This window comes from Marinimicrobium alkaliphilum (genome assembly GCF_003259155.1).
Classification (GTDB): Bacteria; Pseudomonadota; Gammaproteobacteria; order Pseudomonadales; family Cellvibrionaceae; genus Marinimicrobium_A; species Marinimicrobium_A alkaliphilum.
The window spans coordinates 192,090-212,212 of record NZ_QGMQ01000001.1 but is presented as its reverse complement, the minus strand read 5'-3'; the positions used below and the strand labels follow the sequence as shown (position 1 = coordinate 212,212).

The window sequence follows — 20,123 nt, the reverse complement described above, 5'->3', positions numbered from 1 at the left end:
CATCCGCGGAGTGACTATGACGCCTGGGAAGACCCTCCTGACCAGCCTTGTTCTCGTACTTAGCGGCGCCGCGGCCAACGCCCAGGCGCTGACCAATGAAGAGTTCAGCACGTGTATCGCACAGTTGAGCACTCGGGCGAACGACGAAGGTATCTCCCGTACCGTCATCGATAACAGCCTCGCCCAAGCGCGCCTCAATCCTCGAGTGATCGAACTCGACCGGCGCCAACCGGAATTCACCACCACCTTTGCCGACTACCTCAACCGCCGGGTGGATACCCAGCGTATTGAACGCGGGCGCATGCTCCTGGAGCGCCACCGCCCGCTGCTTGAACGGGTGGCCGGCGAATACGGTATCCCGGCCCAGTACCTGGTGTCTTTCTGGGGTCTGGAAACCAACTACGGCAGCTACTTTGGGCGTATGCCGGTACTCGACTCTCTGGCAACACTGGCCTGTGACACCCGCCGCACCGATTATTTCACCGGGGAACTGCTGGATGCCCTGCGCATTCTTGATGAAGGCGCCATCTCCCCCGAGCGGATGGAAGGTTCCTGGGCGGGGGCCATGGGCCACGTGCAGTTTATGCCTTCGGTCTTTCTCCAGTACGCGGTGGACTATGACGGTACCGGACGGCGCGATCTCTGGGGCAGCCTACCAGACGCCATGGCGTCGGCGGCCAACTTCTTGCGTGCGCTGGGCTGGCAACCGGGGGTTCGTTGGGGGCGCGAGGTCATGCTACCCGAGGGCTTCCCTTACCTGGAAGCCGGCTTGACCAACCGCCGCCCCCTCACAGAGTGGCGCGAGCTGGGTATCAGCAATGCTGACGGCACCCCCCTGCCCCAGGCCGATCTTCCGGCAGCGCTCTTGGTCCCCGCCGGGCATCAGGGCCCAGCCTTTTTGGTGTACCAGAACTTTGATGTGATCATGGGCTGGAACCGCTCCGAGTTTTACGCCCTCGCGGTAGGCCACCTGGCCGACCGCATCGCCGGCGCCGCCGCCCTGCAGCAGTCGCCCCCGGAAGACGCCCCCCGTCTGCATCGGGATCAAGTGATCGAGCTGCAAACCACGCTTAACGAAAAAGGCCACGATGCCGGAGAGGCCGATGGCATTCTCGGTCCTGCAACACGTGCGGCCATCAGCCGCTTCCAGGATCAACAGGATATGATTGCCGATGGCTTCCCCAGCCTGGAGGTTTTGCAAAAACTGGGCGTCAACCTGGAAGAAAGCGAGTAATATCAAGGGGCTTGCGGTGAGCGAGCCCTAACTTTCTCTATAACTAAAGCGCATAACCATAACCGTTTTTTATGTTTTTATAGAAATCCATAACAAAACGATTAGTCCGATTTATTCCCCACCCTGTTGAAAAGTGCGACAATGCGTCCAAGCAATTGGGGCATTGGCGATAGAGTTGTACGCTCCCCAAAAACAATATTCAACTCGAACAACACTCCAACTTGTAGGGTAAACACGAGAGCTCTTATGAAAAAATCGCTGATCTCCGCCGCCGTTCTGTCTGGTGCACTACTGTCCAGTGCCGTTTTCGCCTGTGAAGCACCGGAAACCCGTCCTGAAATCCCGGACCCCACCTCTGCCGTGACGGCACAGATGGTCGCCGCCAACAACCAGGTGCGCGAGTACGTTTCTGCGATGGAAACCTATTTGTCCTGCGCCCGCTTGTCGGCAGCTCAATTGCGTCGGGAAGAAAGCGCACTGCGCGAGTTCGCCGAATCCTTTAACGAAGCGATTCGCACTTTCCGCTTGGCCAGCAACTGATTTTCTCCGCCCGGGCAGTGGCTCGGGTTTGCTTGTTGCACTTTACTCGCCCCTCTTTGAGGGGCTTTTTTTTGTCTGCTGCAAAGATGGGCGTGTTTTCTGTCGGATTACGGCTGCGCCTAATCCGACCTACTGGAAAGGGCGTGGCATTGATTTGGGATCGGGGGTGTTTTTGTCGGATTACGGCTGCGCCTAATCCGACCTACTGGAGAGGGCGTGGCATTGTTTGGGGGATCGGGGGTGTTTTGTCGGATTACGGCTGCGCCTAATCCGACCTACTGGAGAGAGCGTGGCATTGTTTGGGGGATCGGGGGTGTTTTGTCGGATTACGGATGCGCCTAATCCGACCTACTGCCTACTGGAGAGGGCGTGCCATTGTTTGAGTAGGTCGGATTAGCCCGCAGGGCGTAATCCGACACTGAGGCACCTCAGGTCATCGAGGAGACGATGGAAATCATCACACCCGCGGCTACCGCCGAACCAATCACACCCGCCACATTCGGGCCCATGGCATGCATCAACAGATGGTTCTGCGGGTTGGCCTCGAGGCCCACCTTGTTGGATACCCGCGCCGCCATCGGCACCGCTGATACCCCGGCCGAACCGATCAACGGGTTCACTTTATGCCGCGAGACCAGGTTCATAAACTTGGCCACCAGAATACCGCCCGCGGTGCCAATACCAAAAGCAAAGACCCCCAGAATCAGGATGCCCAGCGTGCGCGGGTCGAGGAAAGTCTCCGCCGCCAACTGAGAGCCCACCGCCAGACCGAGAAAGATGGTCACGATATTGATCAGGGCATTCTGGGCGGTATCGCTCAGGCGATTCACCACACCGCATTCACGCATCAGGTTACCAAAGCAGAACATGCCCAACAGCGGCGCCGCGGTCGGAAGGAACAACGCCACCAGCGTCAACAACACCAGCGGGAAGACAATTTTCTCCCGGCGCGAAACCACTCGCAGCTGTTCCATCTTGATCTGGCGCTCGGCCTTGGTGGTCAGTGCGCGCATGATGGGCGGCTGAATGATCGGCACCAGCGCCATATAGGCGTAAGCGGCCACCGCAATCGGTCCGAGCAATTCGGGGGCGAGGATGCTGGAGACGTAAATGGCTGTGGGGCCGTCGGCGCCACCGATAATACCGATCGCCGCGGCGTCGCCGAGGGAGAAGTCAAAAATTCCGGCGGCGGACAGGCCGACTGCGCCCAGGACAGTCGCGAAGATACCAAACTGCGCCGCCGCCCCAAGAAACAGGGTCTTGGGATTCGCGAGCATGGGACCGAAATCGGTCATGGCGCCGACGCCCATAAAGATGACCAGCGGCGCGATACCGGTTGCCACCGTTACCGAGTAAAAGCTGTACAGAAAGCCATCGCTGTAACCCGCATCGGAGGCCAGGTTGGCCACCGCCGCGCGCTGCATGGCAGCCGCTTCGCGGTAAGCGGACGCGAGCTGATCACCGGTCGCGGAGACACTTTCTCCCAGCAACTGTGCCATCGCCCGCAAGACTTCCGGATCGGCGGCCATAAAAGCGCTCTGCACCGCCGATTGGGAAATCCCCGCACCGGGAACATTGGAGAGGATACAACCGAAGCCGATGGGGACCAGCAGCAGCGGCTCAAAGTTTTTACGAATGGCAAGAAACAGCAAACCAAAACCCACCAGGATCATGGTCAACTGTCCACCGCTCATATAATACAGGCCAGAGTCTTGCCAAAGCCGAATCAGATTATCCATAGCGTGTCTCTACAATCTCGCTGAGTGTTCAAAGTGGACTTAGGCAATGGTAAGCAGGCAATCGCCCACAGCCACGGCATCCCCGGTTTGAACATTGACCGCCGCCACTGTGCCGGCCTTGGGCGCGCTTACGCCCGACTCCATTTTCATGGCTTCGAGTACCAGCAGGGTTTCGCCCTCTTCGACTTTTTGCCCCGGCTTGACGTTGACACTGCAGATGGTACCGGCCAGCGGCGCATTCACCGGCTCACCGTCACCGGCAGGCACATCACCGCCCGCGTCAGCACCGCCGCCACTACCGATGGGCGCAACACCACTGATATCGCCGCCGTTGGTCACGGTTACCGTGTATTGCTTGCCTTCAACCTCAACGGTGTAGACTTCTTCACCGCCATCGGTGGTGACCAGCGCACCCTCTTTGCCGGTGGGTACTGGCTCGAAGGCGTCCGGGTTGTTCCGGTTTTCCAGAAACTTGAGGCCCACCTGGGGAAAGAGCGCGTAGGTAAGGACGTCGTCGATGCGGTTGTCACCCTCGGCCAAAGCGATGTCTTTTTCTTTTGCGGCGGCGTTCAACGTTTCGGTCAGTTTTTCCAGCTCGGGCTCAAGCAGATCCGCCGGACGACAGGTGATCGGCTCTTTGCCGTCGAGTACCCGCGCCTGCAACTCTTTGTTGACCTCAGCCGGGGTCGCGCCGTATTCGCCTTTCAACACACCTTCAGTTTCTTTGGTGATGGTTTTGTAGCGCTCGCCCGTGAGCACATTCATCACCGCCTGACTGCCGACGATTTGTGAGGTCGGCGTCACCAGGGGGATAAAGCCCAGGTCTTCGCGCACTTTCGGAATCTCGGTGAGGACGTCATCGAGCTTGTCCTCGGCGCCCTGTTCCCGGAGCTGGTTTTCCATATTGGTGAGCATGCCGCCGGGCACCTGAGCAATCAGGATGCGCGAATCCACGCCTTTGAGGGCACCTTCGAATTTGGCGTACTTTTTCCGCACTTCGCGGAAATACGCGGCAATCTCTTCCAGCGGTTCCAGCTTCAGGCCGGTGTCACGCTCGGTACCTTCCAGCGTCGCCACCAGGGTCTCGGTGGGGCTGTGGCCGTACGTCATGGACATGGAAGAAATGGCGGTATCGACGTTGTCGATGCCCGCTTCCACGCACTTGAGATTGGTGGCGTGGGCCAGGCCGGTGGTGGCGTGGCTTTGCATATGAATGGGGATAGCGCAGCTTTCTTTCAGGCGCGTGACCAGTTCGTAGCCCACGTAGGGCTTGAGCAGACCGGCCATGTCCTTGATACAGATGGAGTCGGCGCCCATGTCTTCAATGCGCTTGGCCAGATCCACCCACAGCTCGATATCGTGCACCGGACTGATGGTATAGGACATGGTGCCCTGGGCGTGTTTGCCCTGCTTTTTCACTGCCTTGAGGGCGGTTTCGATGTTGCGCATGTCGTTCATGGCGTCGAACACGCGGAACACGTCCACACCGTTGTGGGCGGCGCGCTCGACAAATTTTTCCACCACGTCATCGGCGTAGTGGCGATAGCCCAGGATGTTCTGACCGCGCAGCAGCATCTGCATGGGAGTCTTGGGCATGGCTTTTTTCAGTTCGCGGATACGCTCCCAGGGATCTTCACCCAGATAGCGAATGCAAGAGTCAAAGGTTGCTCCGCCCCAGGTCTCCAGGGACCAGAAGCCGATGTCGTCCAGCTTGGCTGCAATGGGCAGCATATCGTCAAGGCGCATCCGGGTCGCAAACAGCGACTGATGGGCGTCGCGCAATACCAGTTCCGTGATGCCCAGGGGCTTTTTCACCTCAGTCATGACCTTCCTACCTTTGTTACTGATTCTGTCGTTAGCTTTACCACCGGCACGCAGTTACTTCTGCTTGTCCCGATGTTGGGCAATCGCCGCTTTGATAATGGCCAGGGTCTTGTCATCCACCGCAGCAGCGGGCGCGGATTGTGATTGACCCGCACGCTCTTTGGGCATGGCCGGCTCGGGCTCGGCGAAGAACCGCCGAACAATGAACGACATCACCAGCGTTGCAACCACCAGTAAAGTCAGAAATGTCAGAACCGTACCCATGCCATACAGCATGAGATCCAGCCCTTGTTCCATAACGTCTTCCTGCATGAGGTACCCTCTACCCACAGAAAATGGCCAAGCATTTTCTTATATCTTTCAGAAACTTACAAGGAGAAAGCGCCATTATGCCGACAAATGGCGTGCCAATGGGGCCACCCCTGGCGTAGAATGCGCGCCCATGAGAGCCCCTGATTCCTCGCCTAAAATCTACCTCGCCCCCATGGAGGGGGTGGTGGACTTCCAGGTCCGCGAGCTGCTGTCCGCGCTCGGCGGCATCGATGGCTGCGTCACGGAATTTGTCCGCGTCACCGATCAGCTCCTGCCTCGCAAGGTTTTCCGGCGCTTTGGGCCGGAACTGGCTCACGGCAGTGTGACCTCAAGCGGCTGTCCCGTCAAACTGCAATTGCTGGGCAGCAACCCGGAGTTTGTGGCGTTGAATGCCACACGCGCGGTGGACGCGGGGGCAACCGCCATCGACCTCAACTTCGGCTGCCCCGCCAAAACGGTCAATCGCAGCCAGGGCGGTGCCTGCCTGCTGCGTGAACCGGACAAGGTTGGCGCCATTGTCGCCGCCGTGCGCCAGGCGCTGCCGGCCGCTATCCCCGTCTCCGCCAAGATTCGCCTGGGCTTTGAAGACCGCAGCCGCTACCTAGACAACGCCCTGGCGGTGGCCGAGGCCGGCGCCGACGAGCTCACCGTGCATGCACGCTCCAAGGTGGACGGCTACAAGCCGCCCGCCTACTGGGAGTATATCGCCGAGATCAATGCGGCGCTCAGTATTCCGGTGATTGCCAACGGTGAGGTCTGGACGCTGGCGGACTACCACCGCTGCCGTGCGGTCTCGGGCAGCACCCAGGTGATGATTGGCCGGGGATTGTTGGCCCGGCCGGATCTGGCGCGCCAGATCAAGGCCGACCTGGCGGGGGAAGACTATATCCCCATGCCCTGGTCTGAAGTCTGCCAGCTGCTGCACGGCTACTACCGGCAGAGCCAACCGCTCTACCCCACCAAGTTTGGGGGCAACCGGATCAAACAGTGGTTGATGTATTTACAGCGCAGTTACCCGGAAGCGGCGCATTTTTTTGAAAGCATCAAGCGCGAGCGGGAGCCCGCGGCATTTGAGGCGGCGTTTTTGGCGGCAGCGGGCTGATTTCGTGCCGTTTTTGAGGGTTGGGTGGTGGGTTTGTTCGATTGAGGGATATTTTTGTCGGATTACGGCTGCGCCTAATCCGACCTACGGGAAAGATTGTGCCGTTTTTGTCGGATTACGCCCTGCGGGCTAATCCGACCTACTGGGAGCAGCGTGCCATTGTTCGAGTAGGTCGGATTAGGCACAGCCGTAATCCGACAATGAGGCACCCAACCCCCAAACCAAACCGCCATCGTCCGCGTAGGTCGGATTAGCCCAAAGGGCGTAATCCGACACCTGAGGCACCTAACCCGAACAACCTCACCGAAGGTTATTGCGCCGCTCCAAACGCGGCTCTGTCACCGGCATAAAACGCCCCTCGCGATCACGACCAATGGCCTGGGTCGAACCAAAATCCCCCAACTCGCGAAGGGTATGCCCCTTGGCCTCCAACGCCTCGCGCACAGCGTCCGGCTGGATCGGCTCCAGAAACACCGCATCCGGGCGCCACTGGTGGTGCAGACGCGGCGCTGATACCGCCTCGAGCAACGGCATGCCCAATTCAAGATGGTTTATTAGCGTCTGGGCCACTTGGGTAATAATGGTCGGCCCACCGGCAGCGCCCAGGGTCAGCACCACGTCACCGTCAAAATCCAGCACCAGGGTCGGGCTCATACTCGACAGGGGCCGCTTGCCCGGCTCGATCCGGTTGGCCTCAGCGCCAATCAGACCGTAGATATTGGGCTCCCCCGGCTGGGCCGAGAAATCGTCCATCTGGTTGTTCAACACAATCCCGGTCCCGGGCACGATCACCTTGGCACCAAAGTTGGTATTGACCGTGGAGGTGATCGCCACCCAGTTGCCCTCGTCATCCGCCGCGGCAATATGGGTGGTGTGCTTGCCAAAGAGCGCATCCTCATAGTCTGGCGGCAAGCTGTGCCCGCCCACATCCAAGGCCCGATCGAGGCTGATTCGCCCCGCCAACTGGCGCGCGTAGTCACCGCTCACCAAGCCCAGGGGCACATCGGCAAAGGCCGGGTCACCCAACCAGTAGGCCCGATCGGCGAAGGCGAGCTTCATGGCCTCGGCGATCAGATGCTGGCGCTCGGTCTCGGACCTTTCAGAAAGATCAAAATGCTCAAGAATATTGAGTATCTGGGCCACATGCACACCGCCCGAACTGGGCGGCGGAAAGCCCACCACCTGATGACCGGCGTACTCACTGATCACCGGCGTCGGGTGTTCGAGAGAATAATCGGCAAAGTCCTGCACGGTGACAATCCCGCCGTTGGCCTTCATCCAGGCATCGACCTCGCGGGCAAAGGCGCCCTTGTAGAACCAGTCAATGCCCTGCTCGGCAATCTGGCGGTAGCTGCGTGCCAGGTCCCGCTGAATCAGGCGGTGGCCCTCGAGCCAGGGCTGCCCTTCGTCATCCAGTAACACCTCGGCACTGCCCGGAAAGCGCGCCAGCGTATCGGCGTGGCGGGACAAGCGCTGGGCGAAAACGCCATCGATCGCAAAGCCCTGTTCAGCCAGATCGGCGGCCGGACGTAACAGTTGCGCGAGCGTGCGCTTGCCGCCCTGAGCGAGCATATAGTCGAACGCCTTGAGCGAACCGGGCACGGCCACCGCCAGCGCGCCGGTGCGGGCGAGATCACTGTCCACCTCGCCCTCACGCACATACATATTGCGGTGCGCCGCGGCTGGCGCCACATCACGGCCGTCGATGGCTTCTACCCGGCCATCGGCCCAGCGCACCAGGACAAAAGCGCCTCCGCCGATGCCGGAGTTGTGACTGTCCACGACGCCCAGGGTCAGGGCTGCGGCCACCGCTGCATCGACGGCATTACCGCCGTCGGCGAGGGCTCTCAGCCCGGCCTCGGTGGCGCGCGGGTGAACAGTGGCCACCGCCGCCTTGCCATCGTCGGTGACGCGCGCGTAGTCGCTCAGCGCCGCCTGCGCGGGCAACGCCAGTATCAATATAAGGGCCGCTACACAGCCTCGTATCATGGCTCGCATGCCGGTTTTACCTCGAAGTACGATAAAGCCCACAGCCCACGAAGGGTGCAGACTCATATTATGGTGGGTATTTTCGATTATGGGCAGCACCTTACCATTGCGGTGCAATTGTCGCCATTCGGGGCATTGCAATCCTGCCGCTTTTGCGGAAAGCTTGCACCCCTGCACAAGCAACCCCAGTGAGACCCATGGCAAAAGCAAAACTCAACAAAGGCTCGTCGGGCCAGAACCGCAAGGCCAGCGAACAACTGATCGACAAGTACCGGCAAAAGCCGGATATCATTGAAACCGACAGTGGCCTGCTCTACCGGGTGATCGAGCCGGGTAGCGGCTTGAGCCCCACGATGGCCGACAGCGTCACCGTTCACCAACGCATCCACACCGTGAACGGCAAGGTGGTGGGCGACACCTATCAGGAAGGTCGACCGGACAGTTTTGCGTTGAAGGAAGCCATTCCCGGCATTCAGGAGGCGCTGCAACTGTTTCAGGAAGGTGGGCGCTATGAAGTGGTGGTGCCGGCAGAACTGGCCTGGGGAAAAAAGGGCGTGGGCAACAAAATCGGGCCCAACGCCCTTTTGGTCTTTGACTTACGCTTGGTGAGTGTCGAGTTTTAGAGCGTCAGCGGTTCGCCATTGAGCGATACCGACACCAGATCCATCTCGCCCACATTTTCCAGGACACCTAGGCTTTCGGCCCGCTTGATGGTGACATCGTGCAGGCTCACCCCGGTGATCGGTGCCCGTTCAAAGCCGCGCAACTCGAATACCCGACGGGCGTTCTCCACCACCATATTGCTGACGTGCAGGTTGCGCACCTCGGGCAGGAAATCTCCCTTGTCACCCTCTTCGTAATAGAAGTTGATCACAAACACATCGCGCACTTCACCGATCACCATATCGCGAATGGCGACATTCTCGATCAGGCCGCCCCGGACCGAGTTGGTTTTCATGCGAATGGCGCGATCCAGAGACGGGCTGCTCATGTAACAACGGCGGGCAAAAATATTGCGCGCACCGCCAGAAATTTCGCTTCCGATCACGACACCGCCGTGGCCGGCTCTCATCTGACAATCCTGAATCACGATATTCTGGATCGGCGTCGCCAGGCGCCGGCCATCGGCGTTGCGGCCGGATTTCAGGGCGATACAGTCATCCCCGGTATCAAACAGGCAGTTCTCGATCAGCACCCGGTTGCAGGACTCGGGGTCGCAACCGTCGGAGTTGGGGCCGTGGCTGATGCACTGGACACCGCGCACAATCACATCCTCGGACAGCACCGGGTTGAGCAGCCAGTGGGGGGAATTGCGAATGGTCACGCCTTCGATCAGCACGCGCTTGCAATTGTACGGCTGAATAAATGGCGGACGCAGGTAGTTGGTCTCAAACACGCGTTCCTCAACCGGTACGCCCGCTTCGGCCATGTCAAACAGGGGCGTGCGGGTGTTGACCTGGTTGACCACCGGGTCTACCGGCCACTGGGCGCGACTCCAGCGACCCTTCCAGGGCCACCAGACGGTGTTGGTGCCATTGCCTTCGAGCACGCCGGTACCGGTGATAGCGATGTTTTCCTGCCCGTAAGCGTAAATCAACGGGGAGAAACCCATCAGCTCCACCCCTTCCCAACGCGTCAGCACATACGGGCGGTAGCGGTCCGGATCGGTGTAGAAAGACAGGATGGCGTCTTCGGACACGTGCAGGTTGACGTTGGATTTAAGGTGAATCGGGCCGGTATTGAAGGTCCCGGCAGGAATGACTACCCGGCCGCCGCCCGCTGCGGCGCAGGCGGCAATGGCATCGGCAATGGGTTGGGTATTGTCGGTGTCACCGTCGCCGCGGCCGCCAAAATCGGTGACCGGGAAGTCCCGCTCGGGAAAGTCGGTCAGCGCGATATGGGCAATGATGTCATCGGCTTGCTGCCACAAGGCTTCATCCTCCGCGACATAGTCCGGCGTGCGTGCCGGTGATTGGGTACAGCCAGCAACGGGCAATAAGCCCACAGCACAGGAAGACAGGCCCATCAGCTTGAGGCTGTCGCGCTTGGTGATATCGATCATGGTCGGGTCTCGTTGGTTGATAAAGTCAGGTCATTGGTTGGCGTTGACGCCTTATTGCCCCGTGTGCGCGGGGTTTGCGGCGCCTATAATCCCCCAAAGCCCGACCGGGCTCAAGTATTATCGGACCGCAACGTCCGCCCGCGCCTTGGCTTTATCGCTCAACAGAATGCCCAACCAGCGGGTGTGCGGACTGGATTCCAGTGCGAGCTTCACGATCATGGTCAACAGAATCGACAACAACATCCCCACCGGGCCGAACACCCAGCCCCACACCAACAAGGACACCAGTACCACCACCGGTGACAAGCCCAGAGTCTGCCCCATCAGGCGCGGCTCAAGGACACTGCCGATCAGAACATTGGGCACCGCGTAGATCACAACCACCACCAACGCCTCCACCGTACCGAGCCCCAACAAAGCGATCAGCACCGCCGGAATAGCCGCAATAATCGAACCGATGGTGGGAATAAAGTTGAGCAACCCGGCGAGGATGCCCCAGAGAATGGCGAAGTCCACACCCAGCCACAACAGCCCGATCCCGACAATAAGTCCGGTGGCGACACTGGCGGTGGTTTTGATCACCAGGTAGCGGTTGACCGAGCGCAGAAAACGGCGCGCCCGCACCCGAGCCCGACGGTTGCTTGGAAAAGCCGCATTCAACTTGCCCGGCAAAGTGCGCTCTTCCAATAGAATAAACATGAACGCCAGCAGGACAAAAAACAGCGACGCCGTAAACTGACCGATACCCCCGGCCAGGCGCCGAGCGATATCCGTGATGGTGCCCATATCCGGCACCGGAAAATCCTGGGGCACCATGTCCTCAGGTAAGCCTGAAGAGCGCAACACCCCCTGCACCGACGCGAACAGTTCAGCCAGGCGCTGCTGATAAAAAGGCGCCTGGCTGGCCAGATCCTCAGCCGCACTCTTGAGCGCCAGAAATACCAGAAACAATGACAGCCCCACACCGACAAACAACAACACCATGGCAAGCGGCCCCGGCACGCCCTTGCGCTGCATCCAGGCCAGCGGCGGGGCCGAGATGATCGCCAGAAACGCTGCCAGTAAAAACGGGGTAATGATGTGGCTGATGGCTTTGAAGCCCGCCAGGATGATTACCAGAGCGGCGAGGCCGAAGAGCCAGAGGAAGGCGCGATCGAAGGTCATTTTGGGAAGGTCCTTGTTGTGTTTTTCCACCGAGTGCGGAGAGGATAGCTTAGCGCACATCCTGTGCGCCACCCTGCGGGCGCCTTCGGCGGGCCAAATCGCTCCCGGCGATTTGTCGAACCTGCGGAGGTTCTCACCTGCCCGCCGAGCGCACATAAAAAAACCCCGCCTCTTGCGAGGCAGGGTTTTTGTATGTGGCGCACTCGGGAGGATTCGAACCTCCGACCGCTCGGTTCGTAGCCGAGTACTCTATCCAGCTGAGCTACGAGTGCGTTGTCAACGGGGGCGAATATTATTGATAAGTGCCGGATACGTCAAGCATTTTTTCGGATTTTTTTGATGTCAGGTGCCTCAGGTGTCGGATTACGGCTGCGCCTAATCCGACCTACTCGAACAATGGCACGGCGTTTCCAGTAGGTCGGATTAGCCCGCAGGGCGTAATCCGACAGTTCGCGCTGTTCTTGCTCTTGGGCGGCATTTCGGCCGTGCAAAACGGCTGTCCCGGCGGCACGAGGGGGGGATATACCAGAGCACATCCGTGTGCTCTGCCCTTCGGTGCGAGGGATTCACTCGGGCCATCCATGGCCCTCGCCCTTCGGGCGGCCTTCGGCCGTGCAAAACGGCTGTCCCGGCGGCACGAGGGGGGATATACCAGAGCACATCCGTGTGCTCTGCCCTTCGGGCGCCTGCGGCGGTACCGATCGCTCCTGGCGATCGGTCGAACAAGGGTTTGAACCACATCATCCCTCACCGCCATATACGAAAAAACCCGGCAGTTGCCGGGTTTTTTTGTATATGGCGGTGAGGGAGGGATTCGAACCCTCGATACCTTTCGGTATACACACTTTCCAGGCGTGCGCCTTCAGCCACTCGGCCACCTCACCAATAAAATCGTCTTTCCTGTGCTCTTACTTTATCGTACTTGGATGGAGGCACCCGCCAGCGTGCGCGTTACCGCCCCTTCGGGCGTTGCCTTCGGCTCAGCCACTCGGCCACCTCACCAATAAAATCGTCTTTCCTGTGCTCTTACTCTATCGTACTTGGATGGAGGCACCCGCCAGCGTGCGCGTTACCGCCCCTTCGGGCGTTGCCTTCGGCTCAGCCACTCGGCCACCTCACCAAATTTCACGCAATCACGGGTTGCGCGAGGGGGCGTAATGTACACAAACATGGACTCGAACGCAACGCTCTAGCGGGGCCAGGGTTTAAAAAAGTCGTCTGTCGCCAGTAGCTTGGAGTCGGCGGGAGTGCCTGCGGGGGTGCCCAGGTAGAGGAAGCCGACGATCCGCTCATGCTCACCCAGACCCAGGCGGCGCATGACGCCGGGGTGGTAGGCGAGCGGGCCGGTGCGCCAGAAGGCCCCGACATCGAGCGCGTAGGCGGCATTGAGCATATTCTGGACGGCGGCGCCGGCGGAAATCAGTTGCTCGGATTCAGGGACTTTGGGGTGTTCTTGGCAACTCGCAATGGCAACCACCACCAGCGGAGCACGCGTGGGCATCCGGCGATAGGAGTCTTGTACCTCCTCCGGCAGGTCGGGGTCAGCTTCGAGCGCCGCATCCGCATAAGCCTGTCCAAGCGCCGCGAGGCCGTCACCTTCAACCACGAGAAAGCGCCAGGGCTTGAGATTGCCATGGTCGGCGGCGCGCAAAGCAGCGGTAAAGATGGCGTCACGCTGGCGGGCGTCGGGCGCGGGTGCGCTCAACTTGCCGATCGAACGGCGGTTGTGCAGCATCTCAATCGCGTTCATAAATCCCCCAAAGTAAAAATGAGCAGAAAATCATAGCATAGCCAAGCATAGACTTTTGCGGCAAAAGAACGTCTAATGTTCGCTATAACAATCACGACGTCCATCAGGGCGCAGACACGGGCAGCCTCGGAGTAGGGCCCCGACCGAGCATACAAAGGCAGATGATAAAGGTGTAAACCAATGACCGCGTCAATTCCCAGTGCGGAGTTAAGTACCGGCACACCCCTACAGCAATTCTATTTTCGTGCGCTTATCAGTTTTGCCGCCGCGGGTACCCTGGCGGCTCATATGGGTCTGCAAACGGTTGACCCACTGTATATCGGGGTTATCTTAACCCTGCTCACCTATACCGCCATCTCCTACCGGTTCGCCAATCGTCGCCAGGACGCGCGCATCAATCGCTGGCTCGCCTATATCGACGCGGGCCTGATTGGCGTCGTCATCAGCCTGACACACTTCAGTCTCTTGCCCACTATTCTGTTCCTGGTGATGGTGCAGTTCAATGCGCTGCTCAGTGGCGGCATGCGCCGATGGATACAGGACAACATTGCCTGCGCTGCCGGCATTATGCTGAGCATGCTGTTCCACACGCCGGAATGGGTCTTCAGCAGCAGCGTCCAGATCAGCGCCGCCAGCCTGGTAGGCATCAGTGCCTACTTTCTGATTTACGCCGTGTATATGCACCAGCGCATTCACCAACTCAACGGTGCCAAGGAGGCGCTCGAAGAGCAGGAGAAGTGGCACAAGATCCGTGCTTACAAACTGTCGCGCTATCTACCGCCACCGGTCTGGAAGGCGGTCACTAAAGGCGACGAAAGTACGCTCCAAACCGAGCGCAAAAAAATTACAGTGTTCTTTTCCGACATCAAGGATTTTAGCGAGCTGTCGGAAGAGATGGAGGCCGAAGCCCTGACCGAGCTGCTCAACCACTACTTGACCGAGATGTCCAAAATCGTGACTCAATTTGGAGGCACGATCGACAAGTTTATGGGCGATGGCATGATGGTGCTGTTTGGCGACGGCCCCAGTCAGGGCGTCAAATCAGATTGCGTGCGCTGTCTTTCCATGGCCATCACCATGCGCAAACGGATGCGCTCGCTACAGCAGGAATGGCACAATCAGGGCATCAAACGGCCGCTTCAGGTGCGCATGGGTATCAATACCGGCTATTGCACCATCGGCACTTTCGGTACCACCAGCCATTTGAACTACACCGCCCTGGGCACCCATGTGAATCTGGGCAGTCGACTTGAATCCGCCGCTGAGCCCAACGAAATTCTGATCTCCCACGAGACCTGGTCACTGGTGAAAGACGTGGTGATGTGTCGGGATAAGGGCGAGATTCGGGTGAAGGGCTTCAGCCACCCGATCAAAGTCTATCAGGTGGCGGATTTCCGCCGGGACCTGGGCAGCAGCAAAAGTTACATGGAGGAGCACACCGAAGGCTTTTCCATGTACCTCGACCTGGAGAAAATCCGCAACTACGACAAAACCAAGGTCATGCAGGCGTTACGTCAGGCCGCAGAGCAGATCAAGGACAAGGTGCACTGAGCCCTATTGGCGCACCAGACGCACGGCACTGGGCAAACCCTTCCCGGTACTGCGCCAGGGGTTGATATCCAAACCGCCCCGGCGGGTGTAGCGCGCGTAGACGCTCAGCGCCTCCGGCTCGCACCGGGCCATGATGTCGGTAAACATTCGTTCGACACAGTGCTCGTGAAAGTCCTGATGCTCCCGAAAAGACACGATATATTTGAGCAACCCTTCGTGGTCGATGGGCTGGCCTCGGTAGTCGATGCGCACCGTCGCCCAATCCGGCTGACCGGTCACCGGACAGTTGGATTTGAGCAGGTGACTGTAGAGGGTTTCATTCACGTCTTCTTCGTCCTTGACGCGCAGAAATGACGGCTGCGGCGTATAGGCCTCGACGCTGATCGGCAGCTCATCCAGGCACTCGCCCTGCCACACCCCCTGAATACCTGGCCCGGTCTGCTCCAGGCTGAACAGCTGCACCGCCACCGGCGCACCCGCCGCCGCGCTCAAATCACGCACCAACCGGTTCGCCAGCTCGTCGCGCCCGGCCAGCGGCGTCTGATTAAAGGAGTTCAGGTAGAGCTTGAAAGACTTGGACTCAATGATATTCGGGCTGTCGATGGGGATGTGGAACTCACCCCAAGCGACCCAGGGCTTGCCCCGATGATCCAGCCAGGACAGCTCATAGGCGGTCCAGATATCGACGCCCTTGAACGGCAGTTTGTCGCCGATGCCCAAGTGCGCGCGCGACTCCGCGCGCGGTACCGGATACAACAACTCCGGCGCGTAGTGCGTGACGTAGGCGGTGCTTTGGCCGAGCAGGCTTTTGTCGATATGGCTCATTCAAGTGTTCCTCTTAGCTGCGCAGACGCTTGCCGCTATTGAGCAGGTGCAGCGCCACCGCAAAGAGCGCAATCACACAGACTACCAGACCAACAAGCGCTCCGACGATGTTCACATCAGACACCCCAAGCATCCCGTAGCGGAAGGTGTTGACCATGTAGAGCACCGGATTGAACAGGGACACCCCCTGCCAGAAGTCCGACAACAGCTCGATGGAGTAAAACACACCTCCCAGATAGGTCAGCGGCGTCAGCACAAAGGTAGGCACGATGGAAATATCGTCAAAGGTGTTGGCAAAGACCGCATTGATAAAGCCCGCCAGAGTAAACAGCATCGAGGTCAGAAAGACGATGGCTACCGTGATGGTCCAACTGTGCATGGGGAAATCGGTAAACGCCAGGGCCAGGCAGGTCACCACAATACCCACCAGCAACCCGCGACACATGCTGCCGATGCAGTAGCCCAGCAGGATGACGTAGCCCGGCGTCGGCGACACCAACAGCTCTTCAATACTGCGCTGAAACTTGGCACTGAAGAAGGAGGACACCACGTTCGAGTAGGAGTTGGTGATAATGGCCATCATGATCAGACCCGGCACCACGAACTGGATGTAATCAAAGCCGCCCATCTCGCCAATCCGGCTGCCGATCAGCTTCCCAAAAATCACAAAATAGAGCGCCATGGTGATTGCCGGGGGCAGCAGGGTTTGCACCCAGATGCGGGTAAAGCGGCGAATCTCCTTGCGCACGATGGTGCTGAATGCGACCCACTGTTCACTCGGACTCACTGTGCAGCCTCCTTGTTTTCCGGCTTATTGGCATTGACCATGGCGACAAACAACTCCTCGAGTCGGTTGGCTTTGTTGCGCATGCTCACCACTCTGATATCTTGCGCCGACAACTGGTCAAACACCCCGTTAAGGGATTGGCCTTTTTCAATTTCCACCTCGAAACAGCGCTCGTCCACCTGTTTAACCGGCAGCCCTTCCAGCGCGGGTGGCTGGGCCAGCGGTTCGGCGGCATCAAATACAAACACTTCTTTATTCAGCTCCTGCAGCAAGCTGCGCACGCCGGTGTTTTTGATAATGCGCCCTTCGTCAATGATGGCCACGTTCCGGCACAGGCTCTCGGCCTCTTCCAGGTAATGAGTGGTGAGAATGATGGTGGTACCCGCCGCGTTGATTTCACGCAGAAAGTCCCACATGGAGCGGCGCAGCTCGATATCCACACCCGCCGTGGGTTCGTCCAGGATCAGCAGTTTGGGCTCGTGCACCAGGGCGCGGGCAATCATCAGGCGGCGCTTCATGCCGCCAGAGAGCATGCGCGCGGGCTGGCTGCGCTTGTCCCACAAGCTCAGGCGCTTGAGGTATTTGTCCACCTGGATACGGGCCTTTGCCGGCGGCAGCCCGTAGAAGCCCGCCTGCTGCATCAGAATATCTTCAACTTTCTCGAACTGGCTGAAGTTGAATTCCTGCGGGACCACACCGAGAAATTTCTTGGCGCCGGAAAAATCCTGATCAATATCCTTGCCGAAAATGGACACTTCGCCCGAGGTTTTGCGCACCAGGGAACAGATCACACCAATCGTGGTGGACTTGCCCGCACCGTTGGGGCCAAGCAGCGCAAAGAAGTCGCCGGGCTGCACTTCGAGGGAAATACCCTGGAGCGCCACAAAATCGTTGCCGTACACCTTGTGCAGGTTTTTTATTGCCAGCGCAGCTGTCATAATACCTCTCACGTGAATTTTCGATGAATAATAAGGCCAGCGGGGCCGCCCCTATGTCAACTGAATCCCTATACGACCCCAGCACCGAACAGGACGCCCTCTATCAGCAATATCATTTGCGTCTGACCGGCGATCTGATTCTTCAAATCCAGCAACAACCGCCCTTTATTCTGGATACCTGCGAGGAAACCGACCTCACTTTTCTGGCTCGGCTGGAAGCGCTGCCCGGTAAAGCCTCTGACGGCGACTTTCAGTTTGAGGGTCAGCAGTTGCTGTGCCGGATCATCACGGCTTATCCGCACCTGACGCCCCTGATCCACCGGGATTTACTGTGGTTTTTTGGCGGGGACTGCCTGCATTATATGCCAGATGAGGAAATCGCCCGTTATCAGTTGTTGGATGAGCGCCGGGCCGAGGCCCAGGCGGCCGGTAGAGCCTTTTCCTACAGCGATGAGCGCGCCAAGATTTTGGGATTCCATTGATACCCCAGGGTCGCATTCTTTGGGGGCAGGTGCCTCAGTGTCGGATTACGCCCTACGGGCTAATCCGACCTACGCGAACAATGCCACCCAGTTTCAAGTAGGTCGGATTAGCCCAAAGGGCGTAATCCGACAAAAAAAACCACCCAATTCCCCGTAGGGCGTAATCCGACAAAAAAACCACCCAATTTCAAGTAGGTCGGATTAGGCGCAGCCGTAATCCGACAAAAACGCGCCAACGTCTCTATCCCTACCATCCAGACATAAAAAAACCGGCCTTGGGCCGGTTTTTTTGGAATTTGGAGCGGGAAACGAGGCTCGAACTCGCGACCCCAACCTTGGCAAGGTTGTGCTCTACCACTGAGCTATTCCCGCTTTTTGCAGAGGTGCTACCTCTCACAGGCCCGCTATTCTACTGATAAACGCGCCGAGGTCAAGCACCTATTCTTCCCCCAGCAGCGCTTCGATCTCCGGCACCAGAGCCTCGGCCAACAGGTTGTAGCCATAAGCTTCAGGATGCAGCAGGTCAGGCATCACACTCGGACTCAAAATCCCCTGCCGATCCAGAAAGATGGCATTCAAATCCCGGTAAAAAACCCGCTGTTCATCACCGAACTGGCGAATCCGGGCATTGATCAGGTCATTGTTGCGCCGCTCTGCATCGTCCGGCCCCTCGCCGCGCGGGAATATCGCCAGCAGCAATACTTTGGTCTCCGGCAGGCGCTGGTGCAGCTCAGTCAAAATTGCCTCTATGCCCTCAGCCACGCGGGCCGGGTGATCCCGGCGATGCCCGGTGTTATTGGTGCCGATCATCAACACCACCAGGGCCGGATCAATGGTGTCCACCTGCCCTTCGCGCAGGCGCCACAGGACGTTTTCCGTGCGGTCTCCGCTGAATCCCAGATTGAGGGTTTGCCACTGGCCAAAATGTGCCTCGAAAACCTCGCGCCCGGCCTCGTCCCAGCCTTGAGTGATGGAGTCGCCCAGGAACACGATCTCCGGGTCGTTATCGGCGGCCTCCGCCAATTTGGCCCGATGGCGCGGCAGCCACCAGCTTTCAGCCCAAAAGGTCTGCAAGGGCTCGGGCGTTACGGCCGCGGTATTGGGGTTCGGACAAGGCAGTTCAAGGGCGTCATCGGGTGGGTCTGTGTGCATGGTGATAGATCCAACAGTGAGGTTACCGGAGCCTCCCAGGCCAATGCGCAGAGGTGTGGTCGATGCAAGAAAGTGATCCGTTGGGTGAATCACGCAATGCATGGGCAGAAACACCGCCTGCTCCCCTTGGCCAGCCAGGCTCGCCAGCGCCGACTCGATAGACACCCGGCGTTCGACGCCCCCTGGGGCCAGTAATGCGAGGTCAACGCCGCCAAAGGTAAATGGCTCCAGCTCAACGGTAAACCCGAAGCCTCCCCGGCGGTAGGGCTCCAGCAGCACCGGCGCGTGCAGATCGAACTGAACCCCCGCTCCCCACGCCTGATGCCAGCGCAGCGCCAGGCGCTCGCCGTCGCGCTCCCAGCGCAGGTAGCGCTCATCGTCCCCCAGCTGACCCTGCTCCGCCGCATCAGCCTGGTCACCCAGAAAATGCAGCCGCTCAAGGCTGCCATCACCGGGCAGCAGTTGCCGCTTTGGGTCAGAGGCGGTAATGTGTTCGTTACAACCACCTATAAATAGGCCGGACACCAGTGCAAACAGAGTCAATGGGCGCACGAGATATTCCTTATACATTATAGATTCGGGTCGAGGTTATCCGACGGGCAACAAATCTTGACGTTTGCCCGGTCGAAAGTCGGATAAATCTTATTTACAATCCGCGAATAAGCAGTTTAA

At 59.0% G+C, this 20,123-nt stretch carries 17 protein-coding genes and 3 tRNA genes; 6 read left to right on the top strand and 14 right to left on the bottom strand.

Features of this window, described 5'->3' with window-relative positions:
- The first annotated feature begins 16 nt into the window (after positions 1 to 16).
- Together DKW72_RS01035 and DKW72_RS01030 are read left to right on the top strand one after the other, a co-directional pair.
- On the top strand, positions 17 to 1,234 hold the full coding sequence (locus DKW72_RS01035; RefSeq protein WP_111640460.1) for a lytic murein transglycosylase: 1,218 nt from the start codon (positions 17 to 19) through the stop codon (positions 1,232 to 1,234).
- Between the two features lie 246 nt (positions 1,235 to 1,480).
- Positions 1,481 to 1,774 carry a fimbrial protein gene (locus DKW72_RS01030; protein WP_111640459.1) on the top strand — a complete coding sequence of 98 codons (294 nt, stop codon included), beginning with the start codon at positions 1,481 to 1,483 and terminating at the stop codon, positions 1,772 to 1,774.
- A gap of 428 nt (positions 1,775 to 2,202) precedes the next feature.
- Here DKW72_RS01030 and DKW72_RS01025 read toward each other — a convergent pair whose 3' ends face one another.
- Genes DKW72_RS01025 through DKW72_RS01015 form a run of 3 tightly spaced genes read right to left on the bottom strand, consistent with a single transcriptional unit; the run spans position 2,203 to position 5,649 of the window.
- Positions 2,203 to 3,513, bottom strand: coding sequence for a sodium ion-translocating decarboxylase subunit beta (locus tag DKW72_RS01025; RefSeq protein WP_111640458.1), 1,311 nt, complete (start codon positions 3,511 to 3,513; stop codon positions 2,203 to 2,205).
- 39 nt (positions 3,514 to 3,552) lie between these two features.
- On the bottom strand, positions 3,553 to 5,337 hold the full coding sequence (gene oadA / locus DKW72_RS01020; RefSeq protein ID WP_111640457.1) for a sodium-extruding oxaloacetate decarboxylase subunit alpha: 1,785 nt from the start codon (positions 5,335 to 5,337) through the stop codon (positions 3,553 to 3,555).
- A gap of 54 nt (positions 5,338 to 5,391) precedes the next feature.
- Complete coding sequence (locus DKW72_RS01015) at positions 5,392 to 5,649, bottom strand: OadG family protein (protein WP_111640456.1); 258 nt, start codon at positions 5,647 to 5,649, stop codon at positions 5,392 to 5,394.
- 130 nt (positions 5,650 to 5,779) lie between these two features.
- Here DKW72_RS01015 and DKW72_RS01010 point away from each other — a divergent pair, with 130 nt between their 5' ends.
- Positions 5,780 to 6,751, top strand: coding sequence for a tRNA dihydrouridine synthase (locus tag DKW72_RS01010; RefSeq protein ID WP_232522265.1), 972 nt, complete (start codon positions 5,780 to 5,782; stop codon positions 6,749 to 6,751).
- Between the two features lie 300 nt (positions 6,752 to 7,051).
- Here DKW72_RS01010 and ggt read toward each other — a convergent pair whose 3' ends face one another.
- Positions 7,052 to 8,749 (bottom strand): gamma-glutamyltransferase, encoded by a 1,698-nt coding sequence (gene ggt, locus DKW72_RS01005; protein WP_111640900.1) that lies wholly within the window; start codon positions 8,747 to 8,749, stop codon positions 7,052 to 7,054.
- 188 nt (positions 8,750 to 8,937) lie between these two features.
- On the opposite strand from ggt, the gene DKW72_RS01000 reads away from it, so the two are divergent.
- Positions 8,938 to 9,363 carry an FKBP-type peptidyl-prolyl cis-trans isomerase gene (locus tag DKW72_RS01000; protein WP_111640454.1) on the top strand — a complete coding sequence of 142 codons (426 nt, stop codon included), beginning with the start codon at positions 8,938 to 8,940 and terminating at the stop codon, positions 9,361 to 9,363.
- On the opposite strand, the gene DKW72_RS00995 is transcribed toward DKW72_RS01000, so the two are convergent.
- The 5 genes from DKW72_RS00995 to DKW72_RS00975 form a co-directional block, all read right to left on the bottom strand.
- Positions 9,360 to 10,802 (bottom strand): glycoside hydrolase family 28 protein, encoded by a 1,443-nt coding sequence (locus DKW72_RS00995; protein ID WP_111640453.1) that lies wholly within the window; start codon positions 10,800 to 10,802, stop codon positions 9,360 to 9,362. The genes DKW72_RS01000 and DKW72_RS00995 overlap by 4 nt on opposite strands.
- Positions 10,803 to 10,919: 117 nt before the next feature.
- Positions 10,920 to 11,966 carry an AI-2E family transporter gene (locus tag DKW72_RS00990; RefSeq protein WP_111640899.1) on the bottom strand — a complete coding sequence of 349 codons (1,047 nt, stop codon included), beginning with the start codon at positions 11,964 to 11,966 and terminating at the stop codon, positions 10,920 to 10,922.
- Positions 11,967 to 12,161: 195 nt separating this feature from the next.
- Positions 12,162 to 12,238: transfer RNA gene (locus tag DKW72_RS00985), tRNA-Arg, on the bottom strand.
- A 524-nt stretch (positions 12,239 to 12,762) separates the two neighbouring features.
- A tRNA-Ser gene (locus DKW72_RS00980) sits at positions 12,763 to 12,850 on the bottom strand.
- A 305-nt stretch (positions 12,851 to 13,155) separates the two neighbouring features.
- Positions 13,156 to 13,716 (bottom strand): nitroreductase family protein, encoded by a 561-nt coding sequence (locus DKW72_RS00975; protein WP_111640452.1) that lies wholly within the window; start codon positions 13,714 to 13,716, stop codon positions 13,156 to 13,158.
- A 180-nt stretch (positions 13,717 to 13,896) separates the two neighbouring features.
- On the opposite strand from DKW72_RS00975, the gene DKW72_RS00970 reads away from it, so the two are divergent.
- On the top strand, positions 13,897 to 15,267 hold the full coding sequence (locus DKW72_RS00970) for an adenylate/guanylate cyclase domain-containing protein (protein ID WP_111640451.1): 1,371 nt from the start codon (positions 13,897 to 13,899) through the stop codon (positions 15,265 to 15,267).
- 3 nt (positions 15,268 to 15,270) lie between these two features.
- On the opposite strand, the gene queF is transcribed toward DKW72_RS00970, so the two are convergent.
- From queF to DKW72_RS00955, 3 genes are read right to left on the bottom strand one after another with little or no spacing between them, the layout of a single operon-like run.
- On the bottom strand, positions 15,271 to 16,092 hold the full coding sequence (queF, locus tag DKW72_RS00965) for an NADPH-dependent 7-cyano-7-deazaguanine reductase QueF (RefSeq protein ID WP_111640450.1): 822 nt from the start codon (positions 16,090 to 16,092) through the stop codon (positions 15,271 to 15,273).
- Positions 16,093 to 16,105: 13 nt separating this feature from the next.
- On the bottom strand, positions 16,106 to 16,879 hold the full coding sequence (locus DKW72_RS00960; protein WP_111640449.1) for an ABC transporter permease: 774 nt from the start codon (positions 16,877 to 16,879) through the stop codon (positions 16,106 to 16,108).
- A complete protein-coding gene (locus DKW72_RS00955) occupies positions 16,876 to 17,817 on the bottom strand; it encodes an ABC transporter ATP-binding protein (RefSeq protein WP_111640448.1) in 942 nt (313 codons plus the stop codon). The genes DKW72_RS00960 and DKW72_RS00955 overlap by 4 nt, the downstream gene beginning before the upstream one ends.
- Positions 17,818 to 17,870: 53 nt before the next feature.
- Between DKW72_RS00955 and DKW72_RS00950 the strand changes: the two genes are divergently transcribed.
- Complete coding sequence (locus DKW72_RS00950; protein ID WP_232522264.1) at positions 17,871 to 18,299, top strand: PA2817 family protein; 429 nt, start codon at positions 17,871 to 17,873, stop codon at positions 18,297 to 18,299.
- Between the two features lie 297 nt (positions 18,300 to 18,596).
- Here the strand turns inward: DKW72_RS00950 and DKW72_RS00945 are convergent.
- Both DKW72_RS00945 and DKW72_RS00940 read right to left on the bottom strand, forming a co-directional pair.
- A tRNA-Gly gene (locus tag DKW72_RS00945) sits at positions 18,597 to 18,671 on the bottom strand.
- A gap of 66 nt (positions 18,672 to 18,737) precedes the next feature.
- Positions 18,738 to 20,003: a GDSL-type esterase/lipase family protein gene (locus DKW72_RS00940; RefSeq protein WP_111640447.1), complete on the bottom strand. Its 1,266-nt coding sequence runs from the start codon at positions 20,001 to 20,003 to the stop codon at positions 18,738 to 18,740.
- Between the last annotated feature and the right edge of the window lie 120 nt (positions 20,004 to 20,123).

Excerpts from the sequence above, each read along its gene's own strand:
- DKW72_RS01015 (WP_111640456.1), bottom strand. The coding sequence starts at position 5,649 with ATGCAGGAAGACGTTATGGAACAAGGGCTGGATCTCATGCTGTATGGC.
- ggt (WP_111640900.1), bottom strand. The coding sequence starts at position 8,749 with ATGCGAGCCATGATACGAGGCTGTGTAGCGGCCCTTATATTGATACTG.
- DKW72_RS00975 (WP_111640452.1), bottom strand. The coding sequence starts at position 13,716 with ATGAACGCGATTGAGATGCTGCACAACCGCCGTTCGATCGGCAAGTTG.
- DKW72_RS01030 (WP_111640459.1), top strand. The coding sequence starts at position 1,481 with ATGAAAAAATCGCTGATCTCCGCCGCCGTTCTGTCTGGTGCACTACTG.
- DKW72_RS01000 (WP_111640454.1), top strand. The coding sequence starts at position 8,938 with ATGGCAAAAGCAAAACTCAACAAAGGCTCGTCGGGCCAGAACCGCAAG.
- DKW72_RS01010 (WP_232522265.1), top strand. The coding sequence starts at position 5,780 with ATGAGAGCCCCTGATTCCTCGCCTAAAATCTACCTCGCCCCCATGGAG.
- DKW72_RS01035 (WP_111640460.1), top strand. The coding sequence starts at position 17 with ATGACGCCTGGGAAGACCCTCCTGACCAGCCTTGTTCTCGTACTTAGC.
- oadA (WP_111640457.1), bottom strand. The coding sequence starts at position 5,337 with ATGACTGAGGTGAAAAAGCCCCTGGGCATCACGGAACTGGTATTGCGC.
- DKW72_RS00990 (WP_111640899.1), bottom strand. The coding sequence starts at position 11,966 with ATGACCTTCGATCGCGCCTTCCTCTGGCTCTTCGGCCTCGCCGCTCTG.
- DKW72_RS00955 (WP_111640448.1), bottom strand. The coding sequence starts at position 17,817 with ATGACAGCTGCGCTGGCAATAAAAAACCTGCACAAGGTGTACGGCAAC.
- DKW72_RS00970 (WP_111640451.1), top strand. The coding sequence starts at position 13,897 with ATGACCGCGTCAATTCCCAGTGCGGAGTTAAGTACCGGCACACCCCTA.
- DKW72_RS00950 (WP_232522264.1), top strand. The coding sequence starts at position 17,871 with ATGTCAACTGAATCCCTATACGACCCCAGCACCGAACAGGACGCCCTC.
- queF (WP_111640450.1), bottom strand. The coding sequence starts at position 16,092 with ATGAGCCATATCGACAAAAGCCTGCTCGGCCAAAGCACCGCCTACGTC.
- DKW72_RS01025 (WP_111640458.1), bottom strand. The coding sequence starts at position 3,513 with ATGGATAATCTGATTCGGCTTTGGCAAGACTCTGGCCTGTATTATATG.
- DKW72_RS00995 (WP_111640453.1), bottom strand. The coding sequence starts at position 10,802 with ATGATCGATATCACCAAGCGCGACAGCCTCAAGCTGATGGGCCTGTCT.